The 19,406-nt window shown below is 43.8% G+C and carries 14 protein-coding genes; all 14 read right to left on the bottom strand.

The features are described 5' to 3' along the window. Positions 1-32: 32 nt before the first annotated feature. The 14 genes from bpr to spoVD all read right to left on the bottom strand — a co-directional run bounded on the left by bpr (position 33) and on the right by spoVD (position 19,403). Positions 33-4,334 (bottom strand): bacillopeptidase F, encoded by a 4,302-nt coding sequence (gene bpr, locus BSU_15300; protein NP_389413.1) that lies wholly within the window; start codon positions 4,332-4,334, stop codon positions 33-35. Between the two features lie 302 nt (positions 4,335-4,636). Further along, positions 4,637-5,785: a cell-division initiation protein gene (gene ftsZ, locus BSU_15290; protein NP_389412.2), complete on the bottom strand. Its 1,149-nt coding sequence runs from the start codon at positions 5,783-5,785 to the stop codon at positions 4,637-4,639. A gap of 35 nt (positions 5,786-5,820) precedes the next feature. Beyond that, the gene (gene ftsA / locus BSU_15280) at positions 5,821-7,143 is read right to left on the bottom strand and encodes a cell-division protein essential for Z-ring assembly (RefSeq protein ID NP_389411.2); all 1,323 of its coding nucleotides are present in this window, start codon (positions 7,141-7,143) and stop codon (positions 5,821-5,823) included. Between the two features lie 173 nt (positions 7,144-7,316). Further along, the gene (sbp, locus tag BSU_15270) at positions 7,317-7,682 is read right to left on the bottom strand and encodes a putative integral inner membrane protein (small basic protein) (protein ID NP_389410.1); all 366 of its coding nucleotides are present in this window, start codon (positions 7,680-7,682) and stop codon (positions 7,317-7,319) included. Between the two features lie 17 nt (positions 7,683-7,699). Continuing rightward, complete coding sequence (ylxX, locus tag BSU_15260; RefSeq protein ID NP_389409.2) at positions 7,700-8,407, bottom strand: hypothetical protein; 708 nt, start codon at positions 8,405-8,407, stop codon at positions 7,700-7,702. A 22-nt stretch (positions 8,408-8,429) separates the two neighbouring features. After that, complete coding sequence (ylxW, locus tag BSU_15250; protein NP_389408.2) at positions 8,430-9,125, bottom strand: hypothetical protein; 696 nt, start codon at positions 9,123-9,125, stop codon at positions 8,430-8,432. Further along, positions 9,122-9,913: a cell-division initiation protein gene (divIB, locus tag BSU_15240; RefSeq protein NP_389407.1), complete on the bottom strand. Its 792-nt coding sequence runs from the start codon at positions 9,911-9,913 to the stop codon at positions 9,122-9,124. Before divIB ends, ylxW begins: the two co-directional genes overlap by 4 nt. A gap of 129 nt (positions 9,914-10,042) precedes the next feature. Beyond that, positions 10,043-10,954, bottom strand: coding sequence for a UDP-N-acetylenolpyruvoylglucosamine reductase (gene murB / locus BSU_15230; RefSeq protein ID NP_389406.1), 912 nt, complete (start codon positions 10,952-10,954; stop codon positions 10,043-10,045). A 31-nt stretch (positions 10,955-10,985) separates the two neighbouring features. Then, positions 10,986-12,077 carry a UDP-N-acetylglucosamine-N-acetylmuramyl-(pentapeptide)pyrophosphoryl-undecaprenol N-acetylglucosamine transferase gene (gene murG, locus BSU_15220; protein ID NP_389405.2) on the bottom strand — a complete coding sequence of 364 codons (1,092 nt, stop codon included), beginning with the start codon at positions 12,075-12,077 and terminating at the stop codon, positions 10,986-10,988. Between the two features lie 122 nt (positions 12,078-12,199). Continuing rightward, positions 12,200-13,300 carry a factor for spore cortex peptidoglycan synthesis (stage V sporulation) gene (gene spoVE / locus BSU_15210; RefSeq protein NP_389404.1) on the bottom strand — a complete coding sequence of 367 codons (1,101 nt, stop codon included), beginning with the start codon at positions 13,298-13,300 and terminating at the stop codon, positions 12,200-12,202. Positions 13,301-13,360: 60 nt separating this feature from the next. Next, positions 13,361-14,716, bottom strand: coding sequence for a UDP-N-acetylmuramoylalanyl-D-glutamate ligase (gene murD, locus BSU_15200; protein ID NP_389403.1), 1,356 nt, complete (start codon positions 14,714-14,716; stop codon positions 13,361-13,363). Further along, positions 14,717-15,691: a phospho-N-acetylmuramoyl-pentapeptide undecaprenyl phosphate (C55P) transferase gene (mraY, locus tag BSU_15190; protein NP_389402.2), complete on the bottom strand. Its 975-nt coding sequence runs from the start codon at positions 15,689-15,691 to the stop codon at positions 14,717-14,719. Positions 15,692-15,802: 111 nt separating this feature from the next. Continuing rightward, complete coding sequence (gene murE, locus BSU_15180) at positions 15,803-17,287, bottom strand: UDP-N-acetylmuramoylalanyl-D-glutamate-2, 6-diaminopimelate ligase (RefSeq protein NP_389401.1); 1,485 nt, start codon at positions 17,285-17,287, stop codon at positions 15,803-15,805. Between the two features lie 175 nt (positions 17,288-17,462). Then, positions 17,463-19,403 carry a transpeptidase penicillin-binding protein gene (gene spoVD, locus BSU_15170; RefSeq protein NP_389400.2) on the bottom strand — a complete coding sequence of 647 codons (1,941 nt, stop codon included), beginning with the start codon at positions 19,401-19,403 and terminating at the stop codon, positions 17,463-17,465. Between the last annotated feature and the right edge of the window lie 3 nt (positions 19,404-19,406).

Genomic DNA, 19,406 nt, shown 5'->3' with positions numbered 1-19,406 from the left:
AAAGCTGCCAATGACGGCAGCTTTTTTTCCACTTAATTTTCTGTGTTCATATTAAGTTTTCCATTCGCAGTTTTTCTTGTTTCATTTCCATAATCATCTCGGACGATCACTTCTACTTTTGCTCCTTTTGCTTTAATAGAAGAAGTGGCAGTCCAATAGCCTTCATATCTCCCCGGAGAGATTTCTCTTAACGGGAGTTCGGTGGCATTTTGCACACTCGCTCTTGCATTGGTCAGCGGCATACGAATGGTAAACGTTGCATCTAAATCCTCAGCGCTTGAGAAAGCGATTTTCACAGATTCACCGGCTTTTAAGTTTTTATCCTCTCCCGGAATTAAGCCGGAAATGACAGGCTTGTCAAAGTTCACATCAATGACTGTCTTTTTCGTCGTTTTGTTGCCTGCCAAGTCTGTAGCAATTACCTTGATTTCATTTCTTCCATTTTCCAAAAGAATACGGGCTGAGTATGAACCATCAGCTACTGTTGCTTTTTTGCCATTCACCTTGACGTCTTTCAGATTGTCATCGGATACAGCCCCTTTGACAGTCAGCGTTTCTTTATTTGTTTTCCCGCCATCCTTTGGATTGTCCAGTGTTAATTCAGGCTTTTCTTGATCAAGCGTGACCGTGATTGGGCTGGAGGCATCTGTTGTTCCGTTGTCAGTTGATGCAGTTGCCGTCAGCTCATTTTCACCCTTGTTGAGTATGATGCCTGCATGGAACGTGCCATCCGCAGCAGCTTTCGTTTCTCCTGCTTCTTTCTCTCCATTATAAATGTGTACCGTTGTGCCAGGAGAAGCGTTTCCTTTTACAGTGACGCTATCCTTATTTGTGTATGATTTGTCTGTCGGTGAAGTAATCTCAGGTACAGCAGCTTCATAATCAACTAATGCGCGAATCATATAGTTGCCATCCGCTTTGTCACCTGGCTGCCACTTTCCATCTATATACTGCCAGTTGCGGCCGGAATTCTGGCCGGTTTCATCCATTGCCAATCCAGGTGAATACGGATCAGGTTTCGACTGGATATATACGAGATAAAAATCTTTATCGACCATAATCCCTTTTGAACTGAGATCTACCTTAGTCCACTCGCCATTGCGAAGAGCTTCCGCGTTAAATGGCCCTGCAATTTTCTTGCCCGGTGCTCCGTCTTTTCCTGTGGCATCGTATACCTCAACCTTAAACTCTGTGCCGCCCGGATCAGGGAACTCTGTATCCCAGAATCTGAACAGCCCTCCTGTAAGCATGCCTTTGTCCTTGCCGTCAGCGAGCGTCATTTTTACCGCCCATCCGTTACCGGCAGCAAAATAGGAATTGGCATTCTCCGCTGTTCCGTCATCATATGCAATTTCACCCGGATAACCGACGAAAGGCTTCAATGCAGTTTCTTTTGTAACATCACCTTTTAACTCAACGGAAAATTCATCACTGTAATAACCCGGTGCAGCGACTTTAATCGTATAAGCGCCTTCATAGGCCTCCAGCATATATTCACCTTTGTCGTTTGTCATAGCCGGTTCCACCGCAGCATCCTCTACAACATAAACGGAAGCGCCTGTTACCGGCTCTCCTGTCGTTTTATTGATGACCGTGCCTTTTAATGTGCCCTTCTTCATCTCTTCTAACGTAAAATTAGCTTGTGTCGTCTGATCCGTCTTTAAAGATACTTTTTGTGTTTTCGACTGATAACCATATGCTTCTGCCATAAGCGTATAGTCTCCCGCTTTGTGCTTCAGCGTGTACTGCCCTGTGGATTGATCTGAATATGTTGATTTTCCTGTTTCCACTACACTGACTTGTGCCTTGAGCGGCAAAACTTGAGGCTGTATAGCCTTGTTCTGATGTTTTACCGCTGTGTTTGCAGATGGCTTAGCCTTTTTCGGATTTACTGGCTTTTTCTTTTGCTTTCCAGACGGCTTTTCGACGCCCAGCTTATTCTTTTTGACTGTTTTTCCGGCTGATTTGTCAGAAAGCACTACATCATCAATATACCAGCCCTCTTTTGCAATGCTTTCATCAGATTGAAGGTTAAACATCACTTGAATGTTTTGGCCTTTATAAGCCGATAAATCAATTTCTTCGTCCGTCCAGCTTGATGTCTTTCCGTTATAGACACCAGCCTGCTCCCAATTCTTTTCACCTTCCGGAAGAACAAAAACGTAGCCGTAATCAAAATCATCCTCTAAATTGTGCCAGCTTTTAAATTGAAGGAACAGACTTCCTGAATCAGGTGCTTTAATAGGAGGCATAACAAGGTTCATGTTTGCTGAGTTGGCATAATTTCCTGTCAAATTCGTTCCATATACTTTTTCTCCGGATGCTGCTGTATTTGGGCCAGTTGACGGAACTCCCCATTCCCAGTTATTATTTGTTCCGCTCGCAACCCAGCCGCCGGGTGCAGTTTCAAAGTCCTGCTTATATCCCGCCGTGATGCTTGGTTTCACTGTTACATCGTATACGTCAGACGAAACGACATGACCGCCAAAATCGTGAATCATCCACTTATAGCTTAGTTTAGTTCCTTTTATATCTGGGATCTCTGCCTGATACGTTCCTTTTAGATGATCACCGCTGATTCGTTTAGCCGTTATTTCTGTCCATTCACCTTGATCAAGCTTGTAGGACAGCTTTACAGATGTCACACTCACATTGTCTTCAGCTGTCAAAGTCAGTGGTAGGCTGCCACCTTCATAAGCTTCAGTTACTTTCTCATGCTGATAGACAGGAGGCTCTTGGTCATCCCCCTCTACAGAAACTTGTCCTTCCGCTTTCCCTAATCCATCTGTAACAGCGGATACAGCATCAAAAGCATTCACCAGACCATGGCCATATCCGTTATTCGGTGAATCAGGAAATGTTGAATCCGTGAGCGGTTCAGCCGTGCTGGTTAATATATCCTCCATCTCATCAACAGAAAGTGAGGCATTCGCCTGTTTCAGCAGTGCAGCAACAGCGGATACATGCGGCCCTGCCATTGATGTGCCGTCCCAACCATCCTCATATGTCTGACCGGGAACGGATGAACGAATATTAACGCCCGGTGCAGATATTTCCGGCTTTATTTCATCATATGGAGATGGCCCTTGAAGAGAAAAGTCAGCGAGCTTTTTATTGATATCAGTCGCTCCAGTTGCAAACGATTCTGGATAGTTTGCCGGATTTGCGATAGAACCAGGCCCGCCGGGAATAAAGAGATCCGTATTCCCCGCTGAAAACTCAGGGAAAATATCGGCCGCACGCCAGGCATTGACCATGTCTCTGTACCATTCATCAAGTCCAGAGCCCCCTCCCCATGAGTTATTGACAACATCAGGAGCCATTTCCGGGTGGGGATTTCCTTCCGCGTCCTTTGGTGCTAAAACCCATTCACCAGCTTCCAAAATGTCAGCATCAGTGCCGCCATCTTCAGAGAACGCTTTAACAGCAATCCATTTTGCGCCAGGTGCTACACCGATTTGATTTGTTCCATCAGGTTCAGAGCCCACCATCGTGCCTGTCACGTGGGTTCCATGAGCCAAATCATCATAAGGGCTTGCCTCGCCTGCTACGGCATCATACCAGTTCATTTCATTTTCAGGCTCATTAGGATTTTCCGGATTATATCCGCGATATTTCTCTTTTAATGCCGGATGATTCCATTCCACCCCGGTATCAATGGACGCAACAACCGTGCCAGTTCCATCATATCCAAGTGCCCAAGCTTTTGGGGCATCGATTTGGTCTACATTCCATTCCACACCGTCAGTTGCTTTAATAGCTTTCTGTGCTTTTTTCATATTAAATGGGGAGGATGACTTAAAAAGCTGCCGTTTCTCATTAGGAAGCACCTTTTCCACTTCGGGAAACTGCACCACTTTTTCCATAACCTCTTTTGAGGCATGAACAGCAATCCCGTTCACCACATAATAAGAATGAATTTGGTCTGCATTTCCTTTATCTTTCTGGGTGTTCAAGTATTTTAGGACATCTTGCTGGGATTCATCGGCTGTGACTTTTAAAGATGACACAACAGCAGAACGCTTTTGATATTCCGTCTTAGCGGCAGACAGCTTCTTCGATTTCGCTTTTTTAACAGCCGCTTTTGCCGCTTTTTCTGGGTTAGCCAGATCTTTAAATTTAATCAGAAAAGTCGTTTTTTCTTTCTTTTTAAAGCTTTTCTTTAATGAACTCGAAATCTTGTTTTGAATGGATTCCGCAGATTGAAGCTCCTTTTTAACAGAAGGTGAGGTGACTTTACTGCTTGCCCCGGCTGCTCCCGGAAACAGCAGTGAACTGATGACAACTGTACTTAAAACAGAGCTGATGAGTCTGTTTTTCGTTTTTTTCCTCATTTTCATCCCCCTTTTTCAACATGCTTTTTAAAAAAAGTGTCGTCCCTCCTTTTAATAATGAATGGTTTGTCAGAACATCGCTGTATATTAACTGTAGACAATCTGAATTACAGATATTGTCGTTTCATGTCATTCAATTTCCATATATATGAAAATGATAAAAATGTCACAAAAATAAATGGGTCTAATTATCTGTTTTGTTACTAAGCGAAGGAAGCAATAGGGAAAAAGACTTTATAAGAAGGAAAGTGTGAAGAGAAAAACAAAAAAGGACAAAATCGAAAACGATTTTGTCCTTTACATTAGCCGCGTTTATTACGGTTTCTTAAGAATGTCGGGATGTCAAGCGTATCATCAGCCGGCTGTGAAGTATGACGGCTTACTGTGTTCTGCTGCTGAGGTTCCTCACGTTTTGGCTCACGCTTCGGAACACTTTGATTGTGTGTTTTGATGCTTTGATTTAAGCTTGGACGCTGAGGCTTCGTCACGTCCTTCTCTTGTTCGATAAAGCCGGTTGCAATCACTGTCACCACAATCTCATCTTTTAGATTTTCATTAATAACAGAACCGAAAATCATGTTTACGTCTTGATCAGACGCCGAAGCGACAATGTCTGCTGCTTCCTGAACCTCATATAGGCTGAGGTTTGTTCCTCCAGTGATGTTCATGAGGACGCCTTGCGCACCGTCAATGGCCGCTTCAAGAAGCGGGCTGGAAATTGCTTTTTTTGCTGCCTCTGCCGCGCGATTTTCCCCAGTAGCAATACCGATACCCATCAAAGCAGATCCTTTGTTTGACATGATTGTTTTCACATCAGCAAAGTCAAGGTTGATAAGACCAGGTGTAGCAATCAAGTCAGAAATACCTTGAACCCCTTGGCGAAGTACGTTATCCGCTTCGCGGAATGCTTCAAGCATCGGTGTGTTTTTATCAACAATTTCAAGGATACGGTCGTTCGGGATCACGATCAGTGTATCCACCGCTTCTTTCATTGCCGAGATTCCGCCTGCAGCCTGAAGCTGTCTTTTGCGTCCTTCGAAGGTAAACGGTCTTGTCACAACGCCGACTGTTAATGCGCCTAAGTCTTTCGCGATTTGTGCGATAACCGGTGCGGCACCTGTTCCTGTTCCGCCGCCCATACCAGCTGTCACGAATACCATGTCAGCACCTTTAAGTGCTTCTTCAATCTGCTCTTTGCTTTCTTCAGCGGCTTTTTTCCCGACTTCCGGATTCGCACCTGCTCCCAATCCTCTAGTCAGCTTTGCGCCGATTTGCATTTTCACTTCTGCTTTTGACAGGTTAAGAGCTTGAGCGTCCGTGTTTACCGCGATATACTCTACTCCTTGCACTTCATTTTCAATCATTCGGTTAACGGCGTTGTTACCGCCGCCTCCTACTCCGATTACTTTAATTGATGCTAAGCCGTCTATGTTTGTTTCGAACTCCAACATGCTAAATCCTCCTAATCTGCCGAATGACTATCTATCTATTCCCAAAACATGCTTAATAGTTTTTTCATTTTGCTCTGTTTATTATGTTCGGCTTGTGTTTTTTGTTTTCCTTTTGGCCGCTGCTGCACCTCATTTTGGTGATGATGCTGCTCTTGTTCCTCAGATGATGAGACTGCGATTTCCTGTATCGCTTCTTCAGGCATCTTAAAGCCTATTTTTCTGCCTTGGATTCTTGCATTCCGGCAGGCGAATTGGATCAGGCCCACTCCCGTCATATATTGAGGATCTCTTACACCGATATAATTCGGGCTTGCCACTCTGACATTGTTTTGCAGCACATCCTGTGCCAAAGACATGACACCCGGCATAGCTGCTTGTCCTCCTGTCAGCACGAAGCCTCCCGGCAGATCGGTAATTCCCATACTGCGAAGCTCTTCTGAAACAATTTCAAGAATTTCCTCTACTCTCGCTTCAATGATATTCGCTGCTTCTTGCTGTGTAAATGTTTGTTTTTGATTGGTGCCTATAACGGTTACCTCAAATATTTCATCTTCCGAGGCTTCGTCATAGTAGGCATGTCCAAGTTGCTTTTTCACGCGTTCTGCTTCTTCTGTTGACGTTCTCAATCCGATGGAGATATCTTTGGTGATATTTTCGCCTCCGAGAGGAATGACACGGGTAGAAGTGAGATGTCCGTTCTGGAATACGGCAATGGTTGTTGACCCTCCCCCTATATCAATGAGAGCCACACCAAGGTTTTTCTCGTCCTTTGATAATGCAGCAGAACCGGCTGCCAGCGGCTGAAGGCAAATATCAGTTATTTCAATACCAGCTCTTTCAACGCAGCGGAGTAAGTTATGTAAGATTGTTTTTGAACCGGTGATCAAGGTGCCCTCTACTTCTAAACGCACACCCAGCATTTTTTTCGGGTCGGTGATTTCATCTCTTCCATCTACGATAAACTGTTTAGGAATGACGTCAACAATCAGCTGTTCATGCGGTACGGAAACAACCTGTGCCGCCTCCATGACACGGCGTACATCTTCAACCTGAATTTCTTTATTTTCACTGGAAACTGCTACAACACCGTTTGTATCTTGAATATTGATATAATTTCCATTAACGCCGACAATAGCTTTTCTAAGCGGAAAACCTACCATTCTTTCAGCTTGGTCAAACGCTTTTCTTATAGAATGAACGGTCTCATCTATATCAACGATTGAGCCTTTTTTCAACCCTTCAGACGGTACATTTCCCACACCGATAATATTAAGGGAATCATCTGTCATTTCTCCGACGATCACTTTTGTATTGGACGTACCGATGTCAAGACTGACGTAAAGTTCATTGTTGTTCATTCTATGGCACCTCCTCACATTTCGATCATTTCTATTCTATTATTTGCGGAACAACAATACAATGAATGTGGCTTTACAAGTGTGTAACAAAAAATAACAACAGAATATTTTTATGTGCTTTTCACATTTTATGTTTATTGAAAATATTCGTTATATCCTATGTATATCCTCTTTTATATCACATTTTTTTTATTTTTTTTAGAAAGAGTCCACTTTGTTAGTAGATTTCTTCTGATAACGGCTATATTCTGAAATAATCTGACTCCAAATGCGAATATACCTGCTAAATACAAGTCTACACCAAGATGGACTCCCAGAAAAGCTAAACTTATTGCCAATATAATATTAAAAAAGAAACCGGAAACAAATACCATTTCATCATATGTACCTTGTAAATGCGCCCTGATTCCGCCGATTAATGTATCAAGTGCGGCAAGCACCGCAAGCGATAAATAGTTTGAGTATTCACTCGGTATCGTTAAGTTTGTCATTAGTCCAATCGCTATTCCGAGCACCAGTCCCAACACGGGCAGCCACATGACAATTCTCCTCCTTTTCAGTCTTTAAGCAGTTTCAGCTGTTGTACGTCCAGTGGTCTGTCATATGCTTTTAATGTTAGTTTGCTTTCAGATTTACCGGCTTTTAATGCTAAATTTTCAGATGCAAAAAGATCCTCAAGGCCTGACCCCTTCACTCTGCTGTGTAACATGTCCGGATCTTTGGCAAGCACTTTTACTGTTAAAGGATAATCGTCAAGGGCGTATCCGTCTATTTTTGTAGTGCCGTTTATATCTCTGATGACTGTATGATTCACAACTCTTCGCTCATTAATCGAGATATGCTCTGCACCGTAGGAGTTGAGTTCATTTATCAGCTTTTTCAGCAAATCCGGAGGCGGATTTTCGATCGGCTCTCCTGTTAAGCTTTCAGAAAAAAGCGGGGAAATCGTAATGACAATTCCGCTACCTGTTATATCGGTCATGCCGGCTGTTTTTTTTAAGGATTGCAAGGTATTATTTAGCGCGGTTTCTTTTGTCATTTCTTTCGTTTGCGAATAGCTATTCAGCAATTTGTCATATTTGTTTATTTCAGCCAGCAGCTTTTCCTGCTTCTTCTGCTCTGATGTCAGCTCTTCCCTAATATCCCACATATCTCTTGTATCCCGGACTTTGGGGTGCTTTAACGAATTAAACTGAACAGATATCATCAGGCCGAAGATGACCATAAGAACACTGATGCTTATGAAGGAACGCTTTATTTTCAATCTATTTCACCCGCTTTTTCAGTCATTCCTTCGTTTTCAGAATCGGTTTCATTTGTACGTTTTTCTCTTTTTCTGCCGACACAGAAATATGATCCATTGACAGCTGATCAATTAGGCCTCCAGCGATATTTAACGAGGGCAGCAGGACATCTGGATCTCCAATAGCGGATACCGTAAACGGAGCGGGATGCTGCACCCCGTCTACCGTTACCACAGGACCATTGCATTTGATATACGAATCATGCGTCAAACGCTGTCCATTAACGGCGACAGCTGCCGCTCCTGAGATATACAGTTCGTTTACTACTTGGAAGATATGGCTTTCGTGAACGATGTAACTATTCACATTCTCCCCTTCCGGTATGTATGACGCATCTTCCAATGTCACCTCAACGCCTTCTCCCTGCACACCGACTTCCCCAATATACATCCTGTATTTTTCTGTATCTTCGAGGACATTATAGTATTCCGACTTCTCTTTCTTCAGCTTATTTTCCGCCTGGCGGACTTTGTTTTGCTTTTGATATAATTCTTTTTCAAACTTCTTATTTTCTTTCTCTTGTTTCAGCAGTTCATCTCTCAGCGCATATTCTTTTTTCCACTCTTCCGTCTCAGCCGCGCTTTTGTTGTTTTCTTTTGTCATTTGAAAAGAAAATGAAATCAAAAAACCTGCGATAAGCATAATCAAGGAAAGAAGGACTGCTGATTTGCCCCTCAATTTTCATCTTCCTTTTTAGCAGCTTTATCGTTTTTCCCAAACTCTTCAAAATAGGTGGCAACTTCTAAATGAATGATTCCTTTTTTATTGCTGCTTAGCTGTGAGATGATAGAAGGATACGTCTTCATTCGGTCTGCAAACGTTTTAATAGATGCCGTAACAACATAACCGTCGTTCATGTACAACTTAATACGGTTTTCATCCATTTTTACAGGCGTATAATAAATTTCTGAAATCGACTGTTTTAACGAATTTGACAACGCATCGAGCTGCTTGGCCATTTGAGACCGCTTCTTCGCGTTTGTCCAATTCACTAAAATCGGTCCGGCATCATCCGGCGTTACTTCGTTTGGCAGAACTGAGCCGTTTTCAAGCACTTCATAGTACACATCGTCTTTTTCTAAATAAGCAATCGCTTTATATTCTTCGATTGCAATGTTGATTTTATTAGGAAGCGATTTGCTGATCTCCGCTTTTTTCACTAATTTATTTTGCTGAATCTTCTTTTCTGTTTTTTGCTTGTCCAAACTCCAAAACTCAGTATCTCCGCTGTTAATATCGGAAAGGTCGATAATTTCCTTTTTTGATACATTTTCATTCCCTGTAACAGAGATTGTTGATACTTTACTGATTGGTGTTTGCAGGTACACAATGATCAGCACCATAATAAAAAAGAGCATAATAAATGAAATGAGACGGCGGTTTGCCTTTTGTTTCCTCTGCTCTTTAATTTTAGGGATCCGCTCTTCAATGTTAACGATTTTTTCTCGGTCTTGACCCGGGTTCATTGCCTGTTCACCTCATTCAAATGAAACAGCTGTTAAAAGTCTGTCTATTCCAAAACAAACGGCATACTATGATGCCGTTTGTCGTTTGCTTACAGTATATCATATGAACAGCTTCAGTCAGAACTTGAATCAGCGATTTCCGCCGATGATTTCAACCTCTGTGTGCATATCAATCTCGTATTTTTCACGGATTGTCTTTTTCACATGGTCAATGAGATCAAGCACATCTTTTGCTGATGCTCCCCCCGCATTGACGATGAAGTTTCCGTGCATCTCCGATATCTTTGCACCGCCGATTTGATATCCTTTCAAGCCTGCTTTTTCTACAAGGTTCCCGGCATGATTCGGAAGCGGATTTCTGAATATGCTTCCCGCACAAGGGCTTGAATACGGCTGTGTATTTTTTCTATAGTCTTTATTGCTTTGCATTTGCTGAACGATTGATTCCTTATCCTTCTGCTCAAGCTGCAAAACAGCTTCAAGGCAAACGCCCGGGCGTTTCTTTTGCAGTACAGATGTCCTGTAGCTGAAATCCATCTGCTCATTTGTCAGCCACTCAATCGTTCCGTCTTCAAATAAAATATGCGCTTTGACGAGGATCTCGCTCATATCAGAACCGTGAGCGCCGGCATTCATATAAACCGCTCCGCCGACTGATCCTGGAATGCCGGCAGCAAATTCCAAACCGGACAGGCCTTTTTTGCTCAATGATGTAGCAAGGCGGACCACCGAATAACCGCCTCCGACTGTTACTTGTTCCCCTTCAAGCTCCAAATGGTCAAGACCCGCCCCCAGCTTGATCACTACGCCTCTAATTCCTTCATCTAAAACAAGAAGATTTGATCCGCGGCCGATGACTGTCCACTTCACATCATATTTTTTAATCACGTCCATGATGTCTTTAACAGCATCCACACTGCTTGGAATGACCAATACATCCGCAGGTCCGCCGATTTTCATCGTTGTATGATTCGCGAGCGGTTCATTTGCAAGAACCTTGCCGACTTCTCGTTCTTTTAATTCCTGTATCACTTTCTCCATCGTAAACCTCCGCATTCCATTTGCTTTTCTACTATTTTTTTAATTCCTCGAGTACGCTGTATAAACGGGCAGCCGCGTCAGGAACACCGAGTGACTTTGTTCGTTCGCTCATTTCCTTTAACGTTTGCTCATTCAGTACAATCCGGTCTAGCGCTTCAATCAGCTTCTCCCCGCTGAGCTCTGTTTCTTTCAGTACAATCGCCGCATCATGCTGGCCAAGAGACCTCGCATTGACCTCCTGGTGATTCGCTGTCACATATGGACTTGGGATCAGAACACTTGGGATTCCGAGAGCAGTAATTTCGGCAATCGTTGTCGCACCGGCTCTGGCCACAATGACATCAATGGCCTTTAAATACTCAGGCATTTGATGAAGAAACGGCTTTGTGACCATATTATCAGCGGCACCCTTGCTTTTCAGCTCATTCATTACTTTTTCATAGTGAACTTCACCGGTGATATACAGCACTTGATAGTCTCTTGTTTTCAGCACATCCTGCATGTCAATGACAGCGCGGTTAATCGGTGCAGCGCCTCGGCTTCCGCCGAAAATTAAGACCGTTTTTTTGTCTTCAGAAAGCCCAAATTCAGCCAATGATCGTCCCGTCTTTATTGAGACGACTTCAGAGGCTCTCGGGTTTCCCGTAAATACAACTTTCTCGCTAGGAAAATGTGATTTCGCTTCTTCAAAACAAATCGCTACTTTATTAACATATTTTGAAAGAAACTTATTCGTGATGCCCGGCAGGCTGTTTTGTTCGTGGACAATAGTCGGAATTCCCATTTTCGCAGCGGCATAGACAACCGGCCCACATACATAACCGCCCGTTCCAATTACGGCATCGGGCTTAAATTCCGCTAAATACGATTTACTCTTTTTGACGCCCTTCAGAAAACGCATCACAGTCTTGACATTTTCAAATGACAATTTTCTTTTAAATCCTGTAATTTCAATTGAACGAAACGGTATATTCTCCCGCTCAACAATTTTTTTCTCCAGCCCGTTTTCTGTTCCGATATATAAAAATTCCACATTAGGATGACGTCTTTGCACTTCTTTAATAAAAGCAAGAGCAGGATAAATATGTCCCCCTGTACCGCCTCCGCTTATTGCAATTCGCATTTCTTTTTTCCCCCAGTCTAAGTTTCTCTATAACATAACGATAACCCTGTTTTGTTGGACAGGGTTATCGCATCAATTGTTTCCAAGCTTCATGTTAGACAGGAGGCTTGGAAATACATTCGTTAATACCTCGAGTAGCGGCTTACATTCAGCAGCACACCAACTGCCATCAGCATTAGAGTCAATGAAGAGCCTCCGTAGCTCAGAAACGGGAGCGTGATGCCTGTTACAGGAATCAGGCCCGTGACTACGCCGATATTTATCATGACTTGAATGGCAATCATTGAAATAATGCCGACTGCGACAAAGCTTCCGTACAGATCAGGCGCACCAAGCGCAATTCTGATTCCTCTCCACAGCAGGACGCTGAAGAGGAGCAAAATAAGTGTTCCCCCGATAAAGCCCAGCTCCTCTGACAAGATGGCGAAAATAAAGTCTGTTTGCGGCTCAGGCAGATAAAAGAACTTCTGTCTGCTTTGTCCGAGCCCCATTCCGAACAACCCGCCGGGCCCCACTGCATAAAGCGATTGAATGATCTGAAATCCGCTTCCGAGCGGGTCTTCCCATGGATTTAAGTATGAGGTAATCCGCTTTATCCGATATGGAGCCGATAGTACGAGCCCGACAAATCCGCTGAGGCCGATCAGCCCGAGAAAGACGAAATGGGCGATCCGTGCGCCGGCTACAAAAATCATGACAATACAAGTTCCGACCATAACTGTCCCCGTTCCGAGGTCAGGCTGGCACATGATAATCAAAAATGCTGAAAACACGATGCCAAGTGCAGGGACGAACCCCCGTCTGAACGATGTGATGTTTTTTTGTTTTTCAGAGAGAAATTTAGCAAGGAATGCAATCATCGCAAGCTTCATAAACTCTGAAGGCTGTATGCTGAATGCTCCGACTCCGATCCAGCTTCTTGAACCGTTCCGCACCATTCCGACGCCCGGTATCAAAACAAGCACCAGAAGGAAAAAGCAGATAACCATCAGCAATTTGGACCATGTCCTCCAAGTCCAATAATCAACATTCATGATAAAAAACATAGCAATGACGCCGATTCCCGCAAACAAAAGCTGCCGTTTCGCGAAAAAGAATGAGTCGTCAAATTTATAATCCGCCCATACCGCACTCGCACTGTACACCATAATTAATCCGATTGTTAATAATAATAACGTAATGATGACCAATAACAAATCAGGCGATGTTTTTTTAGTAGTCAAAGCAATCGACACCCCAAGCTTAAAGTCATTAGGGCTGCCGATTTACTTCAAGACAAGCCCTTACTTAAGCATATGCACGGCATCTATAAACATGTCACCGCGTTCTTCAAATGTTTTGAATTGATCCCAGCTCGCACACGCGGGTGACAGCAGGATGACATCTCCTTCATTTGAGAGCGCAAACGCCGCAGATACTGCTTGTTCAACATTATCGACACGTTTGACATGTTGTATTCCCAGTTCATTGCCGAGTTTCTCGAGTTTTGGCGCCGTCTGGCCAAATGTAAGCACTGCTTTGACATGCTTCATATAAGGTTTCAAGTCATCAAAACCATTTCCGCGATCCAGTCCGCCCGCAAGCAGAATGACCGGCTTATCAAAAGCTGAAAGCGCCTTGCTTGTCGCCAGAATGTTTGTTGCTTTACTGTCGTTATAAAATTTGCGGCCATTCACAGTTGTGACATATTGGAGGCGGTGCTTCACACCAGTAAAGCTTGTCAGCACCTTTTTAACCGCCTCATTGGATGCTCCTGCCGTTTTCACAACTGCAATAGCTGCTAAAATGTTCTCCAGGTTATGAGCACCGGGCAGTACAACCTCTTCCAGAGGAAGAATGGCTTCGCCGTTAAACATAATCATACTGTCTTTTACATATGCGCCCTGTTCAAGCGTTTTGCTGACTGAAAATGGGACGATTTCGGCTTTTCCGGCTTCAGCAAGACGCACGACGGTTTCATCATCCTGGTTGACAATAGCTTTATCTGAAGCAGTCTGATGAAGGTACACTTTCTGTTTCGCTTTTTCATAGTTTTCGCGCGTATGGTGATAATCCAGATGGGCGTCAAATACATTTAAAATCAGGCTGATTTCCGGTCTGAAAGCGTGTGTTCCCATCAGCTGAAACGAAGACAGTTCGGTAACGATCCATTCATCTCCATCAGCATGATAGGCAACCTCACTTGCGACTGTGCCGATGTTTCCGGCAATCAGTGCTTTTTGCGAGTCAGCCTTGAGCATTTCGTAAATTAGCGTTGTCGTGGTCGTTTTACCGTTCGATCCGGTAATCCCGATAAACTTGGCGCTGGTCAGGTAGTAAGCGAGCTCAATTTCCGTCCAAACCGGAATACCTCGTTTCTCTGCTTCCTGAACCATGATATTTTCATAAGGAATTCCCGGGTTTTTGATCAGAATCGTGATTTGATGCTGATCGAACAGAGAAACTGGATGCTCTCCGCAAACAACTTCGATTCCTTTTTCAGAAAGCTTTTGTGCCGGTTCATTTTCTTCAAAAGGCTTTTGATCATTGACTGCAACATAAATGCCTTTTTCATGAAGAATGGAGGCCGCCGCATATCCGCTTTTCGCAAGCCCAAGGATTAAAAAATGCTGTTTCTGTAAAAATTGATCATTTTCCACTTATAACCACACCTCGATGTAAATTCCTAAAACGGCAAGCAAAAGTCCCGCAGCCCAAAACGTCACGACTACTCTCCATTCAGACCAGCCGACAAGCTCATAATGGTGATGAAGCGGACTCATTTTAAAGATTCGTTTACCTGTCGTTTTAAAGCTGATGACCTGCAAAATAACGGATAATGTCTCGATAACGAATACACCGCCGATGATAACCAGCAGGATCTCTAATTTCGTTAAAATGGCAATGGTAACGATGGCTCCTCCCAATGCAAGCGATCCCGTATCTCCCATAAAAACTTTGGCCGGATGAGCATTAAATACAAGGAAGCCCAGAACTGCACCGACAACGGCAACTGAGAAAATCGCTACGTCATATTGAGACTGATTCCATGCCAGAATGGCAAAGGCGCCAAAGGCAATCGCCGCAGTACCGGATAATAACCCGTCAAGGCCGTCAGTCAGGTTAACTGCGTTTGATCCGCCGACTAGCATAAAGAGCACAAGGATAAAGTAAGCCCAGCCAAGATCAAATGATAAGTCAGTTCCAGGAATGCGAATATCCGTCGCAAAATTGTAGTAATGATACACGGCGTAAAATACAACCGCAATAATAATTTGTCCGATCAGCTTTTGCTTTGATGTCAATCCAAGATTGCGCTTCATGACAACCTTGATGTAATCATCTAAAAAGCCAAGCAAACCGTAGCCTAGCGTAACAAACAGAAGCAGCACCATTTCGGGGCTTATTTCTGAAAACTTCTGTGTCATAACAATTGTTGTCACTATGATAGAAAGTATGATCATGACCCCGCCCATTGTCGGTGTCCCTGATTTTTTCTGATGTGATTTCGGTCCTTCTTCTCTAATACTCTGGCCGAATTTTAATCTTCTTAAAAACGGAATAAGAATCGGAGAGAGCAGAACACTAATTAAAAACCCCATTAAAATTGTAAACAGAATGACTTGCTCAAGCATTGTCCTTTTCTCCTCCTGTTTCTTTCAAACGACATACGTAGTTATCATATTCATGATTTTTTTCCATATGAAAAATCTTTTCAAGCTCCATTATTCAGTAACATCTCTTTCCTATGAATTCGTCTTATTCTTATTGAGTTCAACAATGGCTCTCGCCGCTACTTCAGCATCATCAAAATCGAAAGTTTCATTTCCGATCTGCTGATAGGTTTCATGTCCTTTTCCGGCAATGAGGACAACGTCGCCTTTTTTGGCATTGGCAATTGCGAAAAAGATCGCCTGCTCGCGGTTTGCAATACTGTGATAGTATGCGTTCTCTACTCCGGCTTCCATATCTCTTAAAATCGCGCGAGGATCTTCGCTTCTCGGGTTATCTGACGTGAAAATCGGCTCGTCAGCCAGCTCCACAGCAATTTTAGCCATTTTCGGGCGCTTCGTCTTATCTCTGTCTCCTCCGCAGCCGACAACGACAAATAGCTTTCCTTCCGTCATGTCTCTGCATGTCTCCAGCACATTTTCAAGGCTGTCCGGTGTGTGCGCGTAGTCTACAATGACAGGAAACTCCTGCTGCTGATTGACCAATTCAAAACGGCCTCTTACACCATGCAATTCTTCAACAGCCTCAGTGATGATTTCAAACGGTATGCCTGCTGCAATACATGTCGCAACAGCGGCCAGCACGTTATACACATTAAATTGTCCGACGAGAGACATCGTGATGTGCTTCGTGCCTTTGTTTGTCACGAGATCAAAGCTTGTGCCCTGTGCAGTGATACTGATGTTCTTCGCCATCACATCAGCATCGTTTTTAATTCCGTATGTAGAGATATGCGCAGCTGTTACCTTTTCAAAATAAGCGCTCGCCTCATCGTCAGCATTCAGGACGGCACGCTTTGGATGTTCATGGTTGAAAGCCCCGCCAAGTTGGGAAAAGAGCAAGCTTTTTGCATGCCGGTACTCATCCATCGTTTTATGATAGTCCAGATGGTCCTGTGTTAAATTCGTAAACACGGCAATATCATAATCACAGCCATGGACGCGTCCTAAAGACAAAGCGTGGGAAGAAACCTCCATGATTGCAGTGTCAACGTGCTTGTCATTCATTTTCTTAAACGTTTTCTGCAGCGTGACGCTTTCCGGAGTCGTGTTTTTAACAGGAAGTGTTTCGTCTCCGATTTTCATGTACATTGTACCGATCAAGCCTGTGCGTTTTCCCGCTTTTTTCAGAATCTCATCGACCATGTGGGTCGTTGATGTTTTGCCGTTTGTCCCTGTTATCCCAATCAGCTGAAGCTTCTTCGTCGGCTGTCCGTAAAACGCATCAGACAAAACGCTGAGCGCGCGAAGTGACTGCCGGACAATAATAACAGGAACATTCACATCGACCTCTCTTTCTGCCACAATAGCCGCTGCACCGTTTTCTACTGCTTTTTGCGCAAAATCGTGGCCATCCACCGTATACCCTTTTACACATACAAAAAGACTCCCTTTCTTTACTTCCCTGGAGTCCATCTCAATTGAAGTTATTTCAGGGTCTTGTGAGTCGTTTACAGAAGGTTCGGTTGTTAAGTATGTAAGCAGCTTTGTAAGTTTCATCGTATCAAACCTCTCAACATTCTAATTCGTTCTTTTTATCATTGAAGTCACATCAAATGATGTGGTAATGATTTTAAGCATACAGTTCATATTTTAGCGTAAATAAAAGGATACATCCAGCTAATCTTGAAAGATATCAGCATTTTTTCTGCAATAAAAGAATAGGCAGCCCGAATCAATCGGCTGCCTCCTTTTCATCTTCTTCAGTCAAATACACGCGTATCTTTGAGCCTTCTTTTACTTTCGTTCCGGCAGCTGGCGATTGTTTAACGATTTTGCTCCCTTTCCCGGAAGCATCCACATTGAGATTCACCAATAGTGACTCAAGATCTGAGACAGACATCCCTACAACATTCGGAACTTCTATTGTTTTTGTGTCGTTCCATTGGTATTTTTTCTCGATTTGATTTTTCCGGGGCTTCACACCAAGTTCCGGCAGACTGTCTCTCATAATATTTCCGACAATAGGCGCTGCCACCGTTCCGCCAAACTGAATCGTGCCTTTCGGGTTATCCACCGCAACGTAGACGACTAGACTCGGATCATCTGCTGGCGCGAAACCGATAAATGATACAATATGGTTGTTTTCAAGATATTTTCCATCTTTAACCTTTTGTGCAGTTCCCGTTTTTCCTCCGACACGATATCCTTCTACAAATGCATTGCGGCCGGTTCCTTCTGCGACGACGCTTTCTAGAGCATAGCGGATTTGTTTGGATGTTTCCTCAGAAATGACTTGTTTCTTTGCGATTGGTGATTGTTTTTTGACCGTTTTCTTCGTAACAGGATCGATCCATTCCTTTGCAATATAAGGTGTATAGAGCGTTCCTCCGTTTACAGCGGCGGATACTGCTGCAACCTGCTGAATCGGCGTGACGGATACTCCCTGTCCGAAAGCCGTAGTTGCTTGCTCCACCGGGCCCACTCTCTCAAGCGGGAATAAGATGCCTGTTCCCTCGCCTTGGAGATCAATCCCCGTTTTTTGTCCAAAACCAAAGTCTTTGATATATTTGAAAAGCTTTTCCTTTCCTAAGCGCTCGCCTAATTCAACAAACCCCGGGTTGCAGGAGTTCTGCACAACTTCCAGATACGTCTGCAGCCCGTGCCCGCCTCTTTTCCAGCACCGCAGTCTCGCTCCGTCCACTTCAGCATGCCCTTTATCATAAAATTGATCCCGTTTCAAATTTACTTTTTGCTCTTCAAGGGCTGCTGCAAGTGTAATAATTTTAAAGGTAGATCCCGGTTCATACGTGCTCCATACTGGCAGATTTCGATTGTAGACGGACGGATCAACAGATTGGTAATCAGCAGGGTCGAAGTCAGGCCTGCTAGACATCCCCAAAATTTCTCCGTTTTTCGGATTCATGGCTACGGCAATCATGCCGTCCGGATGATATTTGGCCTCAGCGTTATCAAGCTCTCTTTCCATTATCGTCTGAACCTTTGAATCAACTGTCAGCTTCATATCAAGCCCATCCTTAGGCGGCGTATAGTCATCCGCTTCATCAGGCATCTTCTTCCCCTTGGCATCTGTATAAAACTTAACAGAACCTTTTTCCCCTTTTAAATCATCGTCGTAATAGGCTTCAAGTCCAAGGAGCCCTTGGTTGTCAATTCCTGCAAATCCAAGCACATGAGATAAAAAGCTGCCGAACGGGTAATGACGGATACTGTCCTCCGCAACATACACACCTTTTAAATCAAGCGCTTTGATTTCTTTCGCCTTCTCATTTGAAATTTTTCTCCCTTCAGGAGTGATCTTTTCGATTGACGCTTTTTTTGTCACATGTTTATATACTTTTTCTTCTGACATATTGAGCACCGCCGCAAGCTGCTTGCTCGTTTTCATCGGATTCTGAACTTGGCGCGGCACGACGAATACGGTCGGCGCACTTTTATTTGTTGCGAGCTTCACACCATTCCGATCCAGAATCTCGCCTCTCTCCGGCTCAAACGGCAAGTTCCGGCTCCAGGAATCTTTCGCTAGCGAAGTCAGTTTTTCGCCCATCACAAACTGAACATACCCCAGCCTTGTATCAATGATCAGAAACACGATCACGCCAAAAAGCAAAACAAATAATAAACGTTTTCTAACCGTTACATTCGAGACGCGCAAGAG

Origin of the sequence: Bacillus subtilis subsp. subtilis str. 168, from assembly GCF_000009045.1 — a bacterium.
Lineage (GTDB): Bacteria > Bacillota > Bacilli > Bacillales > Bacillaceae > Bacillus > Bacillus subtilis.
The sequence above is the reverse complement of the archived record's forward strand: the minus strand, read 5'-3'. Positions and strand labels throughout refer to the sequence as shown.